Source organism: Agrobacterium sp. P15N1-A, assembly GCF_044626815.1.
In the GTDB taxonomy this organism is placed as follows: domain Bacteria; phylum Pseudomonadota; class Alphaproteobacteria; order Rhizobiales; family Rhizobiaceae; genus Agrobacterium; species Agrobacterium leguminum.
In genome coordinates this window covers 295,731-313,934 of the sequence record NZ_JBIUPF010000006.1, presented here as the reverse complement: position 1 = coordinate 313,934, position 18,204 = coordinate 295,731, and the positions used below count along the sequence as shown (strand labels likewise).

The following is an 18,204-nucleotide window of genomic DNA, read 5'->3' as shown; positions in this document are numbered from 1 at the left end:
CCGCATCGCTCGGGGCGAACATAATAGCATATCAGATGGTGCTCCGTTTCCTTGATGATCGCCTGAATTCAAATGTGATGGAACGGTACCGAGAAATCGCAGCAGCCTTTGACGCTCGCGGCCTTTCAGGCGCTGTGCAAATGATCGATAGCCATGGACCCGCGATCCGAGGTCAGGAAACCATGTATACCTTGCTAGGTCCCTCAGGAGAAGTGATCGCGGGGAATGCGCGGTTTTCCGGCGTTCCGGCCGGTTTTTCAATTCTGCTATCAGATGAGCAGGGCGACACAGCCTCCCAGTACAAGCTTTTCAACGGGTCGCTCGGAAGGAATGTACTTGTTGTGGGAATTAGTTACGGGGACACAGACGAACTGGCCCGCATTGTCCTCGTCAGTTTTGGCTGGGCGACCGTCATCATTCTTTCTGTAGGAATGTCTGGGGCCGCAATCTTGGCTTACCGCACTCGTCGTCGGATCTCCTTATTGACCAAGGTTGCTCACGAGATAGGACATGGCGAACTTTCAAAACGACTCCCGGTTTCGTCACTTATGGATGAAATCGACGTTCTCTCCGTAGAGATCAATGTGGCGTTGGCAAGGCTTGAGGCAAGCGTCGCGGCATTGACGCAGGTCACAACGGACGTAGCTCATGACCTCAAAACCCCGATTGCCCGCGCTTTCTTGGTGCTTGAGGACGTTCTCAACTCTGAAGTGGCTGAGGAAATGAAAAATGGGGTAGAGGAAGCTTTAGTCGAACTGCGGTCGGTTGCTGATACTTTCGACGCCCTATTACGTATCGCGCAGATCGAGTCGCGGAGCAGGACCGCCCGGTTTTCAGTATTCGACTTGAGTGAACTAGTTTACGACATCTACGAAATCTACAAGCCGATCACGACCGAAGCTGGTTATAATCTGTCGATCTGTAGCGAGGCACACGGTTGCTGGATCGACGGCGACCCGGACCTTATCCGGCAATTGCTGACAAATTTGCTGGCAAATTCTATGCGCCATACCCCGGTGGGATCTCAAATTCGGATCCAGGTTTCACGCCATGAGGGGCAAATTCTCCTGAGCGTTGCTGATGACGGACCGGGCATACCTAGCGAAGATCACGCCCGTGTTTTTGACAGGTTTTACCGACTAGAGAAAAGTCGAACGACAATCGGGTCGGGACTTGGCCTGAGTCTTGTTAAGGCTATAGCTGAATTACACGGCGCTACTGCGAAACTTTTTGACAACGCACCTGGCTTGCGCGTGCTTGTGCAATTCCCCCCGGGTATCGCGTTTAAAAACCAATAATCTTGTTTTGAGGGAACTTTCTTACGAGTCCGCAGTTTGCGGCTTGTAGTTCCGGATTACCCTCGTCGCTTAATGTCGCCGTCGGGTAATGAGGCTGTACGTGAAGGCTCGGCGTCCGTGTGCTGCTTTGCATCGCTACCAAGTTCGGGGGTTGTCGCTGTCGAGATCGAGGGGTTGCGATTCTCGAGGATTCTTCCGCTTTCATTTGCAACGATTCCCACCGTTCCGATCTGCCCTTCGTGACCAGTTCTTTTCTCTCTAATAGGAGCTTGAAAAATGGAAATTAACCTTAGAGCACCATGGGCCGCGCTTTTGCTCGCTATGACGGTGGTCGCATCCCCAGCGTTGGCCCAAATGGAGTACCCGGAGAAATGTAAATCCAACCTTGCCCCATCAGGCGGCATGGCGATGGGAGATCATGGAATATCAATGCCTGAGACAACCGAATATCAGAACGAGTCGATGAAGGGCATGAAATCCATGAGCATGAACATGATGCAGGGCATGATGAAAAAAGACCCCGACGTTTCGTTCGTGTGCGGAATGATTGCACACCATATGGGCGCCATCAGCATGGCTCAGGTGGAGTTGAAGTATGGTGACAACGTAGAGGCAAAAGCTGATGCTCAGAGAATCATTGATGCCCAAACCAAAGAAATCGAAAAAATGACTGCCTGGGTTGAGAAGGAGGTCAAGTGATGCATCAAGAATCACCGGAGATGAGGGGCTGCATCGACAGCTGCTTGGCCTGCTACCGCGAATGCCTTTCGACGGCCATGGGCCATTGTCTGGAAATGGGCGGACAACACACCGAGCCGAAGCACTTCAGACTTATGATGGCGTGCGCTGAAATTTGTAGGACTTCCGCGCATTCCCTGTTGATCCGTGCGGAGCAGTATAAGCACACCTGCAGAGCTTGCGCCGAGTTTTGCCGTCAATGTGCTGATGACTGTGAGCGTTTTGGGGACATGCAAACTTGTGTTGATGCGTGCAGAAAATGTGCAGATAGCTGTGAGCAGATGGCCGCGTGAGATCGGCGGTCAGAGCGCGCCCTGACCGCTTTCCTCCATTCCCTATTAGTTTTGCACGATAAAGCGCCACGGCGGCTTAGTTTCGTCGTGCTCGCTGTGAACTTGGATATCTTCTTGCCGGTGTCTCGGCGCGTACCGTTGCGGTCACAAATCCACACTCCTTAGCCTTAGAGAGTTGCCGATCACGCTGACCGACGAAAGCCCCATAGCTGCCGCTGCGATGATCGGCGACAGCAGGAGGCCGAACGAGGGATAAAGAATTCCCGCCGCTACAGGAATTCCGGCCGCATTGTAGAAGAACGCGAAGAAGAGATTCTGCCGAATATTTGCCATTGTCGCTCGGCTGAGTTGCCGCGCCCGGACGATGCCCTGAAGGTCTCCCTTCAACAGAGTGACTCCTGCGCTCTCGATTGCGACGTCAGTGCCTGTGCCCATAGCGATACCAACATCTGCGGCTGCCAAGGCAGGCGCATCATTGACACCATCGCCTGCCATCGCAACGATCCTGCCTTCATTTCGAAGCTGGGAAACGATCTTGCTCTTATCTTCAGGTAGGACCTCAGCCTCAACCTCGGAAATTCCTAATCGACGCGCAACTGCCAGTGCGGTGGCCCTGTTGTCACCAGTCAGCATTACGACGCGGATACCTTCCTCAACAAGGACCTTCATGGCTTCAGGAGTCGTCGCCTTCACCGGGTCGGCAATCGCAAACAGCCCTTGGATTTTGCCGTCAGCAGCCATGAAGATCACTGTTGCACCCTCGTTACGCAACGCCTCTGCCTGTGCGGTAGCCGATGAAACATCGACGTTGCCTTCTTCCATGATGCGATGGCTACCGAGAATGAGCTTCCGGCCCTCGACAACGCCAGTCACGCCTTTGCCAACAGGGCTATCGAACTCATGTGCTGTTCCAAGCGAGAGGTTGCGTTCGACAGCTGCGTTGACGATTGCCAGAGCAAGTGGATGTTCACTCGACCGTTCGAGAGTGGCGGCCGTCTGGAGTAGCTCCGTCTCCGAGATACCCAAACTGGGGACGATAGCTATCACCTTGGGCCGACCTTCTGTAAGGGTTCCGGTTTTATCGACGACCAGAGTGTTCACCTTCTCAAACCGCTCCAGAGCCTCGGCATTTTTAATCAGGACTCCCAGCTTTGCGCCACGACCAACGCCGACCATGATTGACATGGGCGTCGCCAGACCGAGGGCACATGGACATGCGATGATCAGAACTGCGACGACTGCGACGAGACCATGGGCAAAGCGCGGCTCAGGACCGACGAAAAACCACACGAAGAACGACAGCACTGCCACGACAATCACCACCGGTACAAACCATCCGGAAACCTCGTCGGCTAAGCGTTGAATCGGTGCACGGGACCGTTGAGCTTCTGTTACCATTTTCACGATCTGTGAAAGCATGGTGTCCTTGCCAACCTTACCAGCCTCCATGATGAAACCACCGGTTTGGTTCATCGTGCCTCCGATAAGCTTCGAACCGGTTTGCTTCGTCACAGGCATTGACTCGCCGGTGATCATCGATTCATCGATGGAACTGCGGCCTTCCAGCAGGGTCCCGTCAACCGGAACCTTCTCACCGGGGCGAACACGCAAGTGATCGCCAACAGACACCGCGTCCAATCCAATGTCTTCATCGGAACCGTCAGGATTGACCCGCCGCGCTGTTTTGGGTGCGAGATCAAGCAGAGCACGGATAGCGCCGCCTGTTTGCTCACGCGCCCTTAGCTCTAGTACCTGCCCTAGGAGTACCAGCGCGGTGATCACTGCGGCTGCCTCGAAATAGACCGCAACAGCCCCTTCACCTGACCTAAATGTTTCTGGAAAAATACCCGGCATTATCGTTGCGATGACGCTGTATATCCAAGCGGTGCCTGTGCCCATTGCGATAAGGGTGAACATGTTGAGGTGGCGGGTAACAATCGACTGCCACCCACGTTCAAAGAAAGGCCATCCCGCCCAAAGGACCACAGGAGTCGCCAAGACTAACTGCACCCAGTTGGATGTGCGGGGAGAGAGCAACATATGAAGATTCGTAATATGCCCGCCCATTTCCAGGACCAAAACTGGTAGTGAAAGAACTAGACCTACCCAAAATCGCCGCGACATATCGCGATACTCGGCATGCAGGCCGGCCGCCACGTCTGGAGTTTCCGGCTCAAGAGCCATGCCGCAGATCGGGCAGTTGCCGGGGCCAATCTTTCGAACTTGCGGATGCATTGGACACGTGTAAACCACGTTTTCTTCAGAGTCGGCCGCCTCCCTGATCTCGCGCTGCACTGCTTTCGCGGTGTAACCGTGACCGTGGTCGGAGCGATGATTGTGATGATGGTCGTCACGTCCGTGGTGCTCATTCGTCATGGCAGCCTCCCTTTAGATTGCGCTGCTATAATTCACGAAAGACATCATGCCCGTCGCCATATGGTATAGGTGGTGGCAGTGCAGCGGCCAGCGGCCGGGATTGGATGCGTCGAATTCGATCGAAACCTGGGCCATCGGTGGTATAAGGATCGTGTCACGTACAGCCCCAGCGATTTGCTTCCCATTGATTGCAACGACTTGAAAATGATGACCATGCAGATGCATGGGATGAGCCATCATCGACATGTTATGCATCGAAATTTGTACACGCTGGCCCTTTGTTACATTCAACGGCTCGGGCTCAGCGATCTTCCAGATATATTTCTTCATATCGCCACTAAGCATCAGATCGAAGCGATGGTCGGGCGCGCGGGAAGCCAGCGGATTAAGACCAACCAGTTGTTGTTCCATAGCGAGGTCAAGAACGGGACTTATTTCCTCTCCAAAGACATCTACTTTAGTTACGGGAGCGTCAACTGACGCGAGGATGATCCCTGTTCTCTCCCTAGCTCCTTCCCGCAGCGCCAAGATAGGGAAGGCATTTGAACTCTTTGGTAGTTGAAGCCTGATGTCGACCCGCTGGCCCATGGAAACAGGGAAGCGGTGGCCAAAAACCGGAGCGACGTCGGTCCCATCGACAGAGATTAACTCACCCTCGACCGAGCCAGTGTCGATGGTGAAGGCCGTTGCGGTGCCGCCATTGATGATGCGCAGCCGAATTCGACCGCCTTTTTCTACCCGAACGACTTCTGGATCATCAAGGGTTCTGTCGTTAGCCAGATAGGCATCATATTCGATATCGTTGAGGTCCATTGTCGGCATACCCATCATCGGCATCTCGGCGCTCGAATTGTCGTTCCTTGGCATCTGATGCCCGGTGTGCATGTTCGTCATCATCGATGACATGTTGTTGCCGCCCATTTTCATGCCATGGTCTGTATTGGCGGATTGAAGCTCCGCGAGCAGTTCTTCAGGTGATTTGAATGAGAAGTCATGTAGAAGAATTACGACCTCCTGCTCGTCACGAGTGCGATCCTCTGCCGTCCGAACAATCAGCGGAGCGGCTAGGAGGCTCTGTTCCTGGAGTGTGTGAGCGTGCATCCAGTGTGTGCCGCCCCTGCCAATGGGGAAATCATACTGTCTGACTTCTTTTGCTCTGAGCAGAGCTGCTGGATTATCCGGGACACCGTCCATGTCCCACGGAGGAGTGAGCCCGTGCCAGTGGATCAACGTCTCTTCTTGCGTCTCATTCAGAAGTCGGACGTTGAATTGTGTTTCGGCGTCGAGGACAAGACCTTGGCTGCCGCTTGTGTTGGTGAGCCCAAAAACGGTAGCGGGCTTCCCGTTTACTTCAAGAACTCGTTTTCCAATGATCAGGTCGGTTGTGGGCGCGTTGGTGCGCGCTATCGCGGCTCCAAACGGTGAGAATGTCGTCGCTCCTACGGCGAGTGCTCTTAAAAAATCTCGACGGTACATGATTTCTCTCTCAATCCCGGTCGACTTGCGACCATGTTCGCTTTGGGTTCTGCGTATAGACGAGTTTGTCAGGTAGCGGATCGAGGTGGCTCGAAGGCTGGCATAGGCTCTAGTCCCAAAAGACGGACGGATACCTGGATATTCGGGCGCGGAGGGAAATCCGATCTCATGTGTAGGCAAGCATCGGTAGTCGCTGCCAGACAAGCTGTGCAGGTGGTGCCGCAACACCACTTTCCGCCCTGCAATATTTTACCTGCTGCTTGTCCGCTGCCATGATCAAGTTGGTGAGCAACTGTTGCACCTCTTTGAATGCTGCATAGCGAGGCGGAGGCGTGAGAAGCAGGCACGCCGAAGATCATCGCAGCCACCGCAAGTGCCACGACCAGCCTCCAGAACGACGATCCTTTGTCACGCCAGTACATCTTTAAGCTCCCACACGTCTGCAGGTTACAGGTTTGACGGCGGCAGACCTTGATCTTCATCAACCAAACGGCGGCAAGTAATGGTGTTCCTTCCAATAGTGGTAAGGTCAAGAGGGGCCGGTCCGTTTTACCGCTCGGTCAGAGACTTTTATCGAAGTCTAGTGAGACGAACCTACTGAATCATAGGAAGAAAGCCTTAAAATGACGGCTATAATTTTCGCAGACTGCACCTCGTCGTCGGTACCGTTTATCTCGCTGGGCACGCTCAATCTTGTTAGCATCAAGATGTCAATTGGCTGAAGATTTGGGGCTCTACGCGGCCCCGTTTTCCACCTCCGCGCTGCTGCGCCTCGCGTCGTCTTCCGGTTTCGGACACAGCCCGCGACTGGCCATTCATCTCACTGGCCCGGAGAGAGAACACGATCCCGAAGTAGGAGGAAGGTTCTCTCCACGCAGAGCCAGAGCACGGTTGCGACGGCAAAGCTGGTGACCAGGTAGACCACGAAACCGAAACCGCCCTGAAGGTTCTTTTCACCCAAGATAAGCCTGTCGATATGGATGACCGACTTGTGAGTGAGATACAGGCTATAGGACAAGGTGGCGACTGTCACAGCCCCCGGAACCGGCCAGCGCCTCAGCACATGCTCCAAGTCGAGCATCGCACCAAGTACGAGGGCGATGCCTATTGAGATGAGCGGAAAGCCGGCGACAGAACCAAGCTGCGCCTGGAAAACGAGAAAGAGGTTTGTTCCTGCGAGCGGCCCGCGGATCGAGAACAGCGCAAGTGCGGCCACGATGAAGACGGCGCCAATCGGCAAAGCATAAACATCCCTCAGATAGAAGGAGAAGGCATCCCGCAGCTTGTCGGCTTCAACGAGGGTGCCGACCTGGCTTTCCCAGAGCGTGTATCGAAGGATCATGCCGCGGACAACCACTGCCCCGGCGATTGCAAGCGTCCACGCCATGCTGATCCGGCGATGTAATAGCAGTACGAGCAGTGGCAGAACCAGATAGAAATGTTCCTCGACACAAAGCGACCACGCTTGCGAAAAGGCACGACCAACGCGGGGATCGAAATCGAAGTTCACGGTGAAGGTCGCGAAGCTCCAGATCGGTTGCATGGTCGGAGCGTCCCGGAGAACGGGGAAGATTGCATAAAGGCCGAGAACAACGAAAAACGCCGGGAAGATGCGGAAGGCGCGGCGGAGATAGAAGGATTTCAGGCCGACGCCGTCCGTCCTCGAAACTTCCTTGAAAAGCTGCGTTCCGATGAGAAACCCGCTCAGGACGAAGAAAATGTCGACTCCTAACCATGCATAGGTGCGGACGCTGACCAGCAAGCTCGGTGTCGCCTCAACGGGGATATGTACGAGCAAGACGAGCAGGATGGCCAACGATCGGAACACATCCGGGCCGACCGCGCTGGATCGAACCTTTGCTGTGGTTTGAGACGTTGATGGAAAATATGCGGAATCTGAATTGGCAATAATATTCATTGCGACCGTCCGTGTCTGAAAGGATGGGGACACGGACCGAGGGCGTGTTACTCAAGTTTTAGCTTTTTTTCGGATCGACATAGGGGGCCTCAGATCAGTAAAATTAAACTAAATTTTTCGTAAATTTCGCCTAAAGGCTTGATCGTAAGACTTCAACGTCGTTATGATCATAGAATTACCGTCTGGTGCGTAATAAACTAATCTTGCCTAAGTTGTGAGACAGGAGAGGCTGTTCGTTGCAAGTACCATATGTCTATGGGTAGTCGCCGTCCCGGCAATTCGACCGACGTCTGCTGAATCCAGTCTGCGGGAGGCATGGTTTTTATCAAAGCACTCACTAAAGCTGACGACACAACAAGAGGAGCATCGAGAGGTTTGGCCAAAGCCTCCAAACGCTGGGCGACGTTAACCGCGTCACCAATGACCGTTAATTCGCTGTGACATCCACTTTCCAGAACGCCGGCGACAACTGTGCCGTAATGGAGACCTATCCCTGTCTTCAATGCAGGGTAGCCCCTCAAAAAGCTATGATTCATCCAGTCGTTGAGTAGATCGACGAGTTCCAGTGCGCAAGCCAATGCCCGATCTGCGTCACCTTCTACGGATCTCGGTTGCCCGAACACCGCCATGACTCCGTCCCCAATGAATTTGTCAACTGTTCCTCCATGTTCAAATATCGCCGCAGACACAAGATCACGATAGTTCGTTAACACCGTGGCCAATTCGCGTGCCGCCGCTGTCTCCGCAAAACGTGTGAAATCCCTTAGATCGACAAAAATGATAGCTGCATTTCGGCGTTCAAGATCTAGCACAGAACTGCCTTCTTCAATTTCAGCGACGACGAGCGGTGAGAAGAAGCGTGACAGATTGAAACGTCGCCGGTCGGCTTTCAGGGCTTCTCTTCGTGCCTCATCATGATCTTTTGCGGACAAATATGTCGCGAAGGCCGTAAAACCGAAGCTTAACGTGAGGCTGAGATCTCTGTTAAAGAACGCGGCAAAGAGTGACATTGCTTCACCTGTCTGATGCCTTACGGCCATCACCCCAAGCATTGCCACCCATGAAAGGAGCACGATGCCGGAGAAGACAATGATAAGCCAAGAATCTTGTTTGAGAGCGACGTGATTGAGCAATATGAATGCCACCACCAGACTAGACGTTGTGAGGTTGTGGTCTTCGGTGATCGGTCCGCTAAGAATGTGCGCGTGCAGAATGAGAGTTGCCAGTACCGCATCGAAGACGACAAAAAGGGTTTTAACTCCGGGCAGACTTGGTAGAAGCCGAGCTACTACGACATAAGCGATGCTGACTACGAGATATCCGGTTACAACTACGAAGTAGGTTCCCTCCGCGCCATGCGCGCTCGATAAAAGGTTGGAGAGAATGAGCGTGAAAGCGACGAACCGCAAAAGGACTGAGCGAATTTCTCGTGCCGTCTCCCAAGGTGCGCTAAATGAAGGCGTCATAGTTATCGTTTGAAAAATCGGTTGAGTTTCAAGGAGCCGAATGTGGAAGATCGGACTGTGATTGGCTGAGGCCATCAAGTACCGCGTGCGTGGTCTGCAACGAAACCGATGTTTTTATCGAGCAGGCAAGCAGTTGGCTGATGAACGTGCCTGTCGTGTCATGGTTGCACTTGGAGCAGCGACTTCCGGTGCGCTTCCGGCCCAGTTTGGGCAGGGTCGCACCGGATAGGACGCTGAGGTTCGTAGATTCCTTCGCGGCCCGCAATGACGGAAGAATGCCGCATCATCAGAAAGCAAAGTGCGTCACGTTGCGTTCGATGGCGTCTGCTCCAGCAGTCTCTTACGAGTCGTTTACAGCCGTACCTGATTGCCCGGACGAAATGGCCAGCACTTACGAGATGCCGGTTCCCGCTTAAAGAGGACATCTACGCCGTGGTCTATCGGAAGCAGTAGCTATCTGCGATTGTTTCTGCGCACTTCTTCCGACGGATCGATGATCGAGGTCGTTCCCAACCGGCTGTTCGTGCGCTCGACCTTACCGCTGTCGAGTACTCGGAAATTGACGTTGGGGTCGGAGACGGAGGTGGCTGTATCACCAGGGTTGCCGTGCCCCCGTGTGATCTTGGTGATTGGCGAAGCAGCGTCGCTCAGAATGCTATTTGCGAAGGTTGCGGAGGTTGCAGCAATCAGAGCAAAGGCTGCGATGGTCAGACGTTTGATCATTTTCAAAATCCTCATAACACTGCGACTTGCAGCATCGTGAAATTATAGCGTCAGTTTTTCAGCCACCTGTCGCCCACTATACAAATTTGTAAATTCGGCTCACGACTGCGAGTAAGAACCGTATTGCAGAGCGAGAGGAATAGGCCAGCGCTTTCGAAATCCGCAGGTGGCGGCTTCCGTGAGCCCACGGTGAGGCCTTGTAAGGTGGCGCTGAACATCGGATGTCCTAGCGGTAACATCAGGAATAATCCTATGGCGAAGCATCCGATTGAAGTCATCACGTCTGTTGAACGCCGTGGGCGTTGATCTCGTGAAGAGAAGGGCTTGTTGCATCCTGCCTTGAGCCCGACGTGGTTGATTTCAGAGATTGCCCGCACGGCTGGTATCCACCACGCCAGCCAGCTTTTCCGTTGTCGCAAGGAACTTTGCCGGATCGAGGAGCCAGGTTCGCAGGTTACGATTAGCTTGGTGCCGGGTATCGTGCCGGATGCCGCACTGACGGCCTACAGTGTAAACTCATAAAATTCTTTGGCATTTATCGGCCGCCGAGATTCAAGGCTTCGAAAAGCAGGGAAACATTCGGTGACGTGTCGTCGCTACGAACTGACTGATCACGAATGGTCGATCATCTCGTGGTTGTTGCCCAACAAACCACGCGGCGTTGCCCGGCGTGATGATCCGCGGGCACTGAATGGCATCCTCTGGCGGTTTCGAACAGGCTTGCCTTGGGCGGAGGTTCCGGAACGCTATGGCCCGCCGACGACCTGTTACACCCGCTTCGTCCGCTGGCTCAAACCCGGGGTATGGGATCGGCTTCTTGAACCGGTGTCCGAGGCCTACGATGGCGACATCGCCATGATCGACTCGACCTGTGTCCGCGTTCGCCAGCAGGCGGACACGGGAAAAAGGGGATGGAGACGATGGTGGCATGGGACGTTCCCGCGGCGGGCTTACGAGCAAAATCCACCCGCTCGTCGATGCCGAAGGTCGCCCGGTCAATCTGCCTCTGACTGGTGGACAGATCGCCGATTGTGCCGAAGCCGACGCACTGACGGATGAGCTTGGCAAGGGGGACATCCCGCTGGCCGACAAGGGTTATGACACGAATGTCATTCGGGCTAAGGCCGCCGAGCGAAAGGCCTGGGCCAACATCCCGCCGACGAGTAATCGCAAAGGCTCTTTCGTGTTCTCGCGCTGGGTCTATGGGCAACGCAATCTCGTGGAACGGTTCTTCAACAGGATCAAGCAGTCCCGAGGCATCGCAACCTGATAGGACAAGCGCCCGGAAAACTACCTCGCCGCCGTAAAGCTCGTCGCAACAAGAATATGGTGCCAAAACGCATGAGACGACGCCGTAGCCTGCGGAGCCACTTCGCAAACGCATTGCAGTTAGACTCCCGCTCGTCGGCAGACCTATCTGTTGTTGTAGGCCTGCATCGCCATGAAAGCCAAGGCAGCGAGATAGAAAATGACACCTATCCATATCATACGAGAATTGGCCTGCCGCACTATTCGGGGCCGAGCTCGACGTTTGAGCCTTGAGCGGTGTGGCAGGATCAATTGGCCGCCTTGCCGAAATTTCTTTTTGCCTCCGGACATTGTAAATCCATGCATGAAAATGAACCACGGTGGAGCGTAGCGCGCGAAGAGGTGCACTTCAACAGTCATATACGTCGCATTAAAGGTTCCCCGAGCACTTCTAGTACAGCATCGCTTTCAATCGTCTGGGGTAATTCGATGTTATGATCGCCCGGTATCAACTACTTTCATTACGTCCCCACGATGCCAATAAAGTTGCTGCAGGTCGCAAAGACGAACCAAGTGATGGGACGGCGCTAATACCGAGGCCGTTTTGTCGCGGTTCTTCATGCACGCGGGTACTTCACAGTTGCTTCGCTCTGTGGCAGAATTTCTGGATGATCGTGACCACGCTCCGCCGCTTTCTTTTTCTTTTTGCCGTGCTGGGGCTGTTGTTTGCTCCGGCATCTGTTGTCATGGCGACGGCTGCAATGACGCCAGGCACTGATGCGCAAATGAACATGAAAATGGACAGCAAGGCGGATATGCCGAGTTGTGCAAACGAACAGCCAGTGAAAGAACTCGATTGCGGCAAGCCTTGCCCGCTTGCCTTGATATGCTCCACCAGCCTCGTTGGGAGCTTTGGCTCAACCGCGGAATGGAAGTCTGTTGTCGAGATGCATGACCTGAAGTTCTCGCTGCCAGGCGAGGATGATGTCAGGTCAACCATCTCAGAGCCACCAGCACGGCCGCCCAAGATTTAATCTCACCGTTCTTTCTAACGAGGCAGTCCGTTTGTCGGTCTGCTCAAACGTAAACGCACGAGCGACGGGACGCGCGCTCTGGTGAGATTTCCATGAAAAAATACTCTTTTCTAACGCGATCGCTGATCGCTGCCTTTGTGCTATCCCTCCCGCACGCCACCTTGGCTGGCTCTACAGACTATGAATTCCAACTGGTCGAACCGTCGGTTTCCCGAGGTTCGGAAGCGCTTATTTCGATTCTCCTTAAAGATAAGCGTACGGGAAAACCGGTCTCTGACGCTGTTATCTTCGCCACCCGCCTGGACATGGCTCCAGAGGGAATGGAGGCGATGACGACAACATTGGACCCGCTTTCATCAGATGAAGCGGGGGTCTACCGCTTCAAAGCCAATCTCTCCATGGAAGGTGGTTGGCGCTTCAAGCTTGCCGTCAAAATTCAGGGGGAGCCTGAGACGGTTCAGGGCGAACTGGTCCTACAGGCTAAGCCATGAGGATCGGCCCGTTTCTTCTCGCCTCAACGGTGCTCGCCATCGTTGGGGCTGGGGCTTATGCCGCTGGAATCAATGGCGTCGGGCGCGAGCAGATCGAAACCCTCATTTCGGCGAGGGCCGGTTCATCCCCTGCCGAGACAAAGGGTGCCGGTAAGGTAATTTACTTCCGCCATCCAGATGGGCTGCCGGAGTATTCATCCGGTCCGAAAAAGACGCCGGACGGCCGGGCGTTTCTTGATGTGCGGCAAAGCGAGGACGTCAGCTTCGAAACTGTCAAACCCGATACCGAACAGGCTGGCGAGACTACTGCGCGCAAAGTCCTCTATTATCGTAATCCCATGGGACTCGCCGATACCTCGCCGATCCCGAAGAAAGACTCCATGGGAATGGACTATCTTCCGGTCTACGACGGTGAGCAGCCTCAAGCTGGCGAACTGCGCGTACCGCTGGGTAAATTGCAGAAAACTGGCGTCAGGACAGCCACAGTCGAACGCCGGAAAATCTCACGTCGCATCAGAATACCCGGCACGGTGCAGTTCGATGAGCGTCGTATCCGTATCGTGTCGATGCGAACAGACGCGTTCATCGACAATGTAGCGAACGTGACGACGGGTGATCTGGTCAAGACAGGCGAGCACCTGTTTTCGTTCTATTCGGCTGATATCGCTCGAGCAGCGGCAGAGTTTGCCGCGTCTGTCAGGGCAGGCATCGGCGGAAAGACGAACGATGGCGTTCGGCAGCAACTCCGGAATCTTGGACTTCAGGACAGGACTATCGATCAAATCGCCAAGGAAGGCGTCGTGCCCCGCTCTTTGGAATATTTCGCTCCCATCGATGGTGTGGTGCTCGAGCGTCCGGCACTGCCCGGTATGATGGCCGAGGCCGGTGATGCGCTTTTCAGGCTTGCCGACAACTCGGCGATCTGGATCGTCGCCGACGTGCCTGAATACGACCTTACGGCAGTGAAGGTCGGCCAACCAGCCACTGTCAGATTCTCGAACGCACCGGGTGGGCAACTCACGAGCACAGTGGCCCTCATTTATCCGGACCTTCAGACGCAGACCAGGACAGCGAAAATCCGGATCGAGGTTGCCAACCCGACAGGTACGCTGCGGGCGAATATGTTCGCGGATGTCGAGGTGGAAACCGGGGGTGACGCGCCGGTCGTTTCGGTGCCCGGATCGGCGGTCGTAGACACTGGAGACCGCCAGATTGTGTTCATCGACAAGGGTGAAGGCAGATTTGAAACGCGTGATGTAAAGCTCGGCATGCGAGGGAATGACGCGGTGGAAATTACCGAGGGTGTCGAACCGGGCGAGCGCATTGTAGCGGCCGCAAATTTCCTTCTCGACGCTGAAAGCAACTTGACTTCAGCATTGAACACCCTTGTTTCGGCGGAGACCAAGCCATGATCGCAAACGTGATTTCCTGGTCGGCCCGCAACCTCGTTCTGATCGTCGTTGGGGCAGTTCTCGCTGTCGCAGCGGGCGTCTATTCGATCAGGACACTGCCGATGGACGCGATTCCGGATTTGTCGGACGTCCAGGTCATTGTCTACACGGACTACCCGGGCCAAGCGCCGCAGGTCGTAGAGGACCAGGTAACGTATCCGCTGACGACATCGATGCTGACGGTGCCACGCTCAAAGGTGGTGCGCGGTTTCTCCTTTTTCGGAGTTTCGTTCGTCTACGTAATCTTCGAAGATGGCACAGATCCATATTGGGCGCGCAGCCGGGTTCTGGAATACCTGAACGCAGCAGCCAGCCGATTGCCAGATAGTGTCACACCCAGCCTTGGTCCTGACGCAACTGGCGTCGGCTGGGTTTATCAGTACGCCCTGATCGCCAAGGAGTTGTCGCTCGCCGAACTGCGTTCCTTGCAGGATTGGGTGGTTCGGTTCGGATTGGCCAAAGCCGAGGGGGTTTCCGAGGTTGCCAGCGTTGGCGGCTTCGTGAAGCAGTATTCAGTTGTGGTTGATCCTATCCGCATTAGGGCGCAAGGGATCACGCTCAAGCAGGTAACGGATGCCATCCGTGGGAGTAACCGCGATGTCGGCGGGCGTACGGTCGAACTGTCCGAGTTCGAGTTCATGGTGCGCGGTAAAGGCTATCTCCAAGGCAGCTCCGACATCGAAAACATCGTTCTGGCCACGGAGATGGGCGCGCCGCTTCGTTTAAAAGATGTCGCCCGGGTTGAAGTGGTCCCGGACGAACGACGCGGCATTGCCGAATTGAACGGAGAAGGTGAAGTCGCAAGTGGTGTCGTTCTTCAGCGATTTGGTTCGAACGCACTGTCAGTGATCGAAGGCGTGAAGGACAATCTGGCCACCATCGCAAAGAGCCTGCCCGCAGGAACAGAGGTTGTCCCGGTTTATGACCGATCTCAACTGATCGAGGCTGCAATCGAGACATTGAAAGATACGCTGATCGAGGAATCGATAGTGGTCGCGCTCGTCACCATTGCCTTCCTGCTCCATGTTCGTAGCGCATTGGTCGCGATCATCATGCTGCCCGTTGGCATCCTTTTGGCCTTTGTCGCTATGCGATCCCTCGGGATTGGCGCAAATATCATGAGTCTCGGAGGCATCGCTATCGCGATTGGGGCAATGATCGATGCGGCCATCGTCATGATCGAAAACGCGCATAAACATCTTGAGCGCGCACACCCCGAAAAAAGCAGGACGGAGGTACTGATTGAGGCTGCCAGCGAGGTTGGCCCCGCGTTGTTTTTCAGCCTTCTGATCATAACAGTCTCGTTTCTCCCGATCTTCACGCTCGAATCTCAGGAAGGCCGACTGTTTGGACCCTTGGCATTCACGAAGACTTTCGCGATGGCAGCTGCAGCCCTCTTGTCTATTACGCTCGTCCCAGCACTCATGGTCATTTTTGTCAGAGGGAAGATCGTCGCTGAACATCGCAATCCGCTCAACCGGTTTCTGATTTGGGTTTATCGTCCAGTTATAAAGGGCGTGCTGAAAGCCAAGAGCATTACAATTCTTTTGGCTATCGTTGTACTAGCGATCACGATATGGCCCGCCCGCCAGATTGGGAGCGAGTTCATGCCCACGTTGAACGAGGGGACGCTAATGTACATGCCAACGACATTACCGGGTCTATCCGTCACAAAAGCGGCGGAACTGATGCAGACGCAGGACAGAATTATCAAGTCGTTCCCCGAGGTAGAAACGGTCTTCGGAAAAGCCGGTCGGGTTTTAACTGCGACCGACCCGGCGCCAACGGAAATGTTTGAAACAATTATTACGCTCAAACCAAAATCCGAGTGGCGATCGGGCATCACGATCGATAGCCTCAAACAGGAAATGGACGCCGCGCTCCAATTTCCCGGCGTGTCAAACGCTTGGACGATGCCTATCCGTGCCCGCATCGACATGCTCTCGACCGGTATCAGAACTCCTGTTGGTGTGAAAGTCTTCGGCACCGATCTTAAGGAAATGGAACGCATCGCGCGGGATATCGAGACCGTTCTGAAGGCCGTGCCGGGAACATCAAGTGCGTACGCGGAACGGGTCATCGGCGGCTATTATCTTGATATAATTCCCGACCGTATCAGGCTCGGAAGATATGGGCTGACTATTGAGGACGTTCAGGACGTCATCGCAACAGCGCTGGGAGCAGAGGTCGTGACCTCAACGGTAGAAGGGCGCGAACGATATGGGGTTGCCGTGCGCTATCCAAGAGCATTTCGTAGTGACCCTCAAGCTATTGCTCGTGACGTCCAGGTCGCCACCCCAAGCGGCGGGTCGGTTCCTCTTGGGCAGGTAGCCGAGATACGCTTGAGCCGTGGGGCAACGAGCATTCGTACGGAAAACGGTCAACTTGCAGTTTATATCTTTGTCGATATCGCCGGACGCGACCTCGGCGGATACGTTTCTGACGCCCGAGATGCAGTCGAAAAAAGCTTGGAAATGCCGCTTGGCTATTCCATCGCGTGGAGTGGCCAATTTGAATATCTGGAGCGTGCCAAGGCCCGACTCTCCATCGTTGTTCCTGTAACGCTCGCGCTGATCTTCTTGCTTCTCTACCTGAATTTCAAAGCGCTTACGGAAACACTGATCGTGATGCTGTCACTGCCTTTCGCGCTCGTCGGAGGCATCTGGCTGATGTGGTGGCTGGACTTTAACGCTTCGGTCGCCGTCGCGGTGGGATTCATAGCACTTGCTGGCGTGGCGGCCGAAACCGGCGTGATTATGCTTATCTACCTTGACTACGCACTTCAGGAGAAACGCGAGGCTTGCCTGAGGGAGCAGCGTCGGTTGACGAAAAACGATCTGCAGGATGCGATCATGGTTGGTGCGGTAGAGCGCGTGAGGCCTAAAATGATGACTGTGGTCGCGATCATGGCCGGGCTGATCCCGATCCTTTGGAGCACCGGCACAGGATCAGAAATCATGCAACGCATCGCCGTCCCAATGATCGGAGGGATGGTATCATCCACGCTTCTTACGCTGGTCGTGATTCCCGCTGTCTACGCCTTGGTAAAGGGCTGGCGGCTGCCCAAAGCCTCGGACGACAAAATTGTAGCATTTCATGAAAATCAAACCAAAGGAGCTCTGGCATGAACAGGAGACAGTTTGTCTGTACCGCCGCAGCAACGTTGACAGTTGTCGGTGCCCGTTGGGCTGGTGCGTCTCAGTGGCAAATGGTGGTCTACAAGGACCCTAGCTGCGGATGCTGCGAAGCTTGGGCCGACGCAATGGCAAATGCCGATTTCCAGGTCGATGTTCGGGAGGTCGACGATCTGGATAGCGTTAAGCGAAAATACGGCGTGCCGAAAGGCGCCGAGGGGTGCCACACCGCGATCATCGGCGGTTACTTTGTTGAGGGCCACGTGCCACTCGAAGCTGTCGTGAGGCTTCGGAGCGAAGTGCCTGACATCCTGGGTATTGCTGTGCCAGGGATGCCTGTCGGATCACTAGGTATGGGGGATGATCCGTTGGTCGCGACATATGACGTCTTGAGCATAAGCAGGATCGGAGAAATGGCCGTATATATGAGCGTTAGGCCGCGAAAACCTTAAAAGGTCGAAAACACCCGTCGCGCCGCTCGATACTATGACAATGGTCAGCTATTCCTGAACATGCTCTATCCGTCCATCAAGGAGATGCGCGATGTCCTAGCATTAC

The 18,204-nt window shown here is 54.7% G+C and carries 13 protein-coding genes and 1 pseudogene; 9 read left to right on the top strand and 5 right to left on the bottom strand.

All coding sequences use genetic code 11. The features are described 5' to 3' along the window. Window positions 1-35: 35 nt before the first annotated feature. The 3 genes from ACIK7D_RS20805 (at window position 36) to ACIK7D_RS20795 (ending at window position 2,329) form a co-directional block, all read left to right on the top strand. Window positions 36-1,298 carry a HAMP domain-containing sensor histidine kinase gene (locus ACIK7D_RS20805; protein ID WP_234899660.1) on the top strand — a complete coding sequence of 421 codons (1,263 nt, stop codon included), beginning with the start codon at window positions 36-38 and terminating at the stop codon, window positions 1,296-1,298. 276 nt (window positions 1,299-1,574) lie between these two features. After that, window positions 1,575-1,997, top strand: coding sequence for a DUF305 domain-containing protein (locus ACIK7D_RS20800; protein WP_112556474.1), 423 nt, complete (start codon window positions 1,575-1,577; stop codon window positions 1,995-1,997). Beyond that, on the top strand, window positions 1,997-2,329 hold the full coding sequence (locus tag ACIK7D_RS20795; protein ID WP_112556472.1) for a four-helix bundle copper-binding protein: 333 nt from the start codon (window positions 1,997-1,999) through the stop codon (window positions 2,327-2,329). Before ACIK7D_RS20800 ends, ACIK7D_RS20795 begins: the two co-directional genes overlap by 1 nt. Before the next feature lie 144 nt (window positions 2,330-2,473). On the opposite strand, the gene ACIK7D_RS20790 is transcribed toward ACIK7D_RS20795, so the two are convergent. The 5 genes from ACIK7D_RS20790 to ACIK7D_RS20770 all read right to left on the bottom strand — a co-directional run bounded on the left by ACIK7D_RS20790 (window position 2,474) and on the right by ACIK7D_RS20770 (window position 10,288). Beyond that, complete coding sequence (locus ACIK7D_RS20790) at window positions 2,474-4,705, bottom strand: copper-translocating P-type ATPase (protein WP_112556470.1); 2,232 nt, start codon at window positions 4,703-4,705, stop codon at window positions 2,474-2,476. Window positions 4,706-4,717: 12 nt separating this feature from the next. Beyond that, window positions 4,718-6,181: a multicopper oxidase family protein gene (locus ACIK7D_RS20785; protein WP_112556468.1), complete on the bottom strand. Its 1,464-nt coding sequence runs from the start codon at window positions 6,179-6,181 to the stop codon at window positions 4,718-4,720. An 820-nt stretch (window positions 6,182-7,001) separates the two neighbouring features. Then, a complete protein-coding gene (locus ACIK7D_RS20780) occupies window positions 7,002-8,099 on the bottom strand; it encodes an acyltransferase family protein (protein WP_400157264.1) in 1,098 nt (365 codons plus the stop codon). 197 nt (window positions 8,100-8,296) lie between these two features. Then, entirely contained in the window at window positions 8,297-9,565 is a 1,269-nt protein-coding gene (locus tag ACIK7D_RS20775) for an adenylate/guanylate cyclase domain-containing protein (protein ID WP_112556602.1), read from the bottom strand. Window positions 9,566-10,018: 453 nt separating this feature from the next. Beyond that, window positions 10,019-10,288: a hypothetical protein gene (locus tag ACIK7D_RS20770; protein ID WP_112556463.1), complete on the bottom strand. Its 270-nt coding sequence runs from the start codon at window positions 10,286-10,288 to the stop codon at window positions 10,019-10,021. A 582-nt stretch (window positions 10,289-10,870) separates the two neighbouring features. Here ACIK7D_RS20770 and ACIK7D_RS20765 point away from each other — a divergent pair. From ACIK7D_RS20765 to ACIK7D_RS20740, 6 genes and pseudogenes are all read left to right on the top strand, one after another. After that, window positions 10,871-11,633, top strand: a pseudogene (locus tag ACIK7D_RS20765) (IS5 family transposase). Window positions 11,634-12,204: 571 nt separating this feature from the next. After that, window positions 12,205-12,570 carry a hypothetical protein gene (locus ACIK7D_RS20760; RefSeq protein ID WP_234899659.1) on the top strand — a complete coding sequence of 122 codons (366 nt, stop codon included), beginning with the start codon at window positions 12,205-12,207 and terminating at the stop codon, window positions 12,568-12,570. A gap of 92 nt (window positions 12,571-12,662) precedes the next feature. After that, window positions 12,663-13,061 carry a FixH family protein gene (locus tag ACIK7D_RS20755; protein ID WP_112556461.1) on the top strand — a complete coding sequence of 133 codons (399 nt, stop codon included), beginning with the start codon at window positions 12,663-12,665 and terminating at the stop codon, window positions 13,059-13,061. Next, entirely contained in the window at window positions 13,058-14,473 is a 1,416-nt protein-coding gene (locus ACIK7D_RS20750) for an efflux RND transporter periplasmic adaptor subunit (protein ID WP_112556459.1), read from the top strand. The genes ACIK7D_RS20755 and ACIK7D_RS20750 overlap by 4 nt, the downstream gene beginning before the upstream one ends. Further along, window positions 14,470-17,640 carry an efflux RND transporter permease subunit gene (locus tag ACIK7D_RS20745; protein WP_112556457.1) on the top strand — a complete coding sequence of 1,057 codons (3,171 nt, stop codon included), beginning with the start codon at window positions 14,470-14,472 and terminating at the stop codon, window positions 17,638-17,640. The genes ACIK7D_RS20750 and ACIK7D_RS20745 overlap by 4 nt, the downstream gene beginning before the upstream one ends. Next, window positions 17,637-18,098: a DUF411 domain-containing protein gene (locus tag ACIK7D_RS20740; RefSeq protein WP_112556455.1), complete on the top strand. Its 462-nt coding sequence runs from the start codon at window positions 17,637-17,639 to the stop codon at window positions 18,096-18,098. Before ACIK7D_RS20745 ends, ACIK7D_RS20740 begins: the two co-directional genes overlap by 4 nt. Window positions 18,099-18,204: the final 106 nt, after the last annotated feature.

Excerpts from the sequence above, each read along its gene's own strand:
- ACIK7D_RS20805 (WP_234899660.1), top strand. The coding sequence starts at position 36 with ATGGTGCTCCGTTTCCTTGATGATCGCCTGAATTCAAATGTGATGGAA.
- ACIK7D_RS20800 (WP_112556474.1), top strand. The coding sequence starts at position 1,575 with ATGGAAATTAACCTTAGAGCACCATGGGCCGCGCTTTTGCTCGCTATG.
- ACIK7D_RS20795 (WP_112556472.1), top strand. The coding sequence starts at position 1,997 with ATGCATCAAGAATCACCGGAGATGAGGGGCTGCATCGACAGCTGCTTG.
- ACIK7D_RS20790 (WP_112556470.1), bottom strand. The coding sequence starts at position 4,705 with ATGACGAATGAGCACCACGGACGTGACGACCATCATCACAATCATCGC.
- ACIK7D_RS20785 (WP_112556468.1), bottom strand. The coding sequence starts at position 6,181 with ATGTACCGTCGAGATTTTTTAAGAGCACTCGCCGTAGGAGCGACGACA.
- ACIK7D_RS20780 (WP_400157264.1), bottom strand. The coding sequence starts at position 8,099 with ATGAATATTATTGCCAATTCAGATTCCGCATATTTTCCATCAACGTCT.
- ACIK7D_RS20775 (WP_112556602.1), bottom strand. The coding sequence starts at position 9,565 with ATGACGCCTTCATTTAGCGCACCTTGGGAGACGGCACGAGAAATTCGC.
- ACIK7D_RS20770 (WP_112556463.1), bottom strand. The coding sequence starts at position 10,288 with ATGATCAAACGTCTGACCATCGCAGCCTTTGCTCTGATTGCTGCAACC.
- ACIK7D_RS20760 (WP_234899659.1), top strand. The coding sequence starts at position 12,205 with ATGATCGTGACCACGCTCCGCCGCTTTCTTTTTCTTTTTGCCGTGCTG.
- ACIK7D_RS20755 (WP_112556461.1), top strand. The coding sequence starts at position 12,663 with ATGAAAAAATACTCTTTTCTAACGCGATCGCTGATCGCTGCCTTTGTG.
- ACIK7D_RS20750 (WP_112556459.1), top strand. The coding sequence starts at position 13,058 with ATGAGGATCGGCCCGTTTCTTCTCGCCTCAACGGTGCTCGCCATCGTT.
- ACIK7D_RS20745 (WP_112556457.1), top strand. The coding sequence starts at position 14,470 with ATGATCGCAAACGTGATTTCCTGGTCGGCCCGCAACCTCGTTCTGATC.
- ACIK7D_RS20740 (WP_112556455.1), top strand. The coding sequence starts at position 17,637 with ATGAACAGGAGACAGTTTGTCTGTACCGCCGCAGCAACGTTGACAGTT.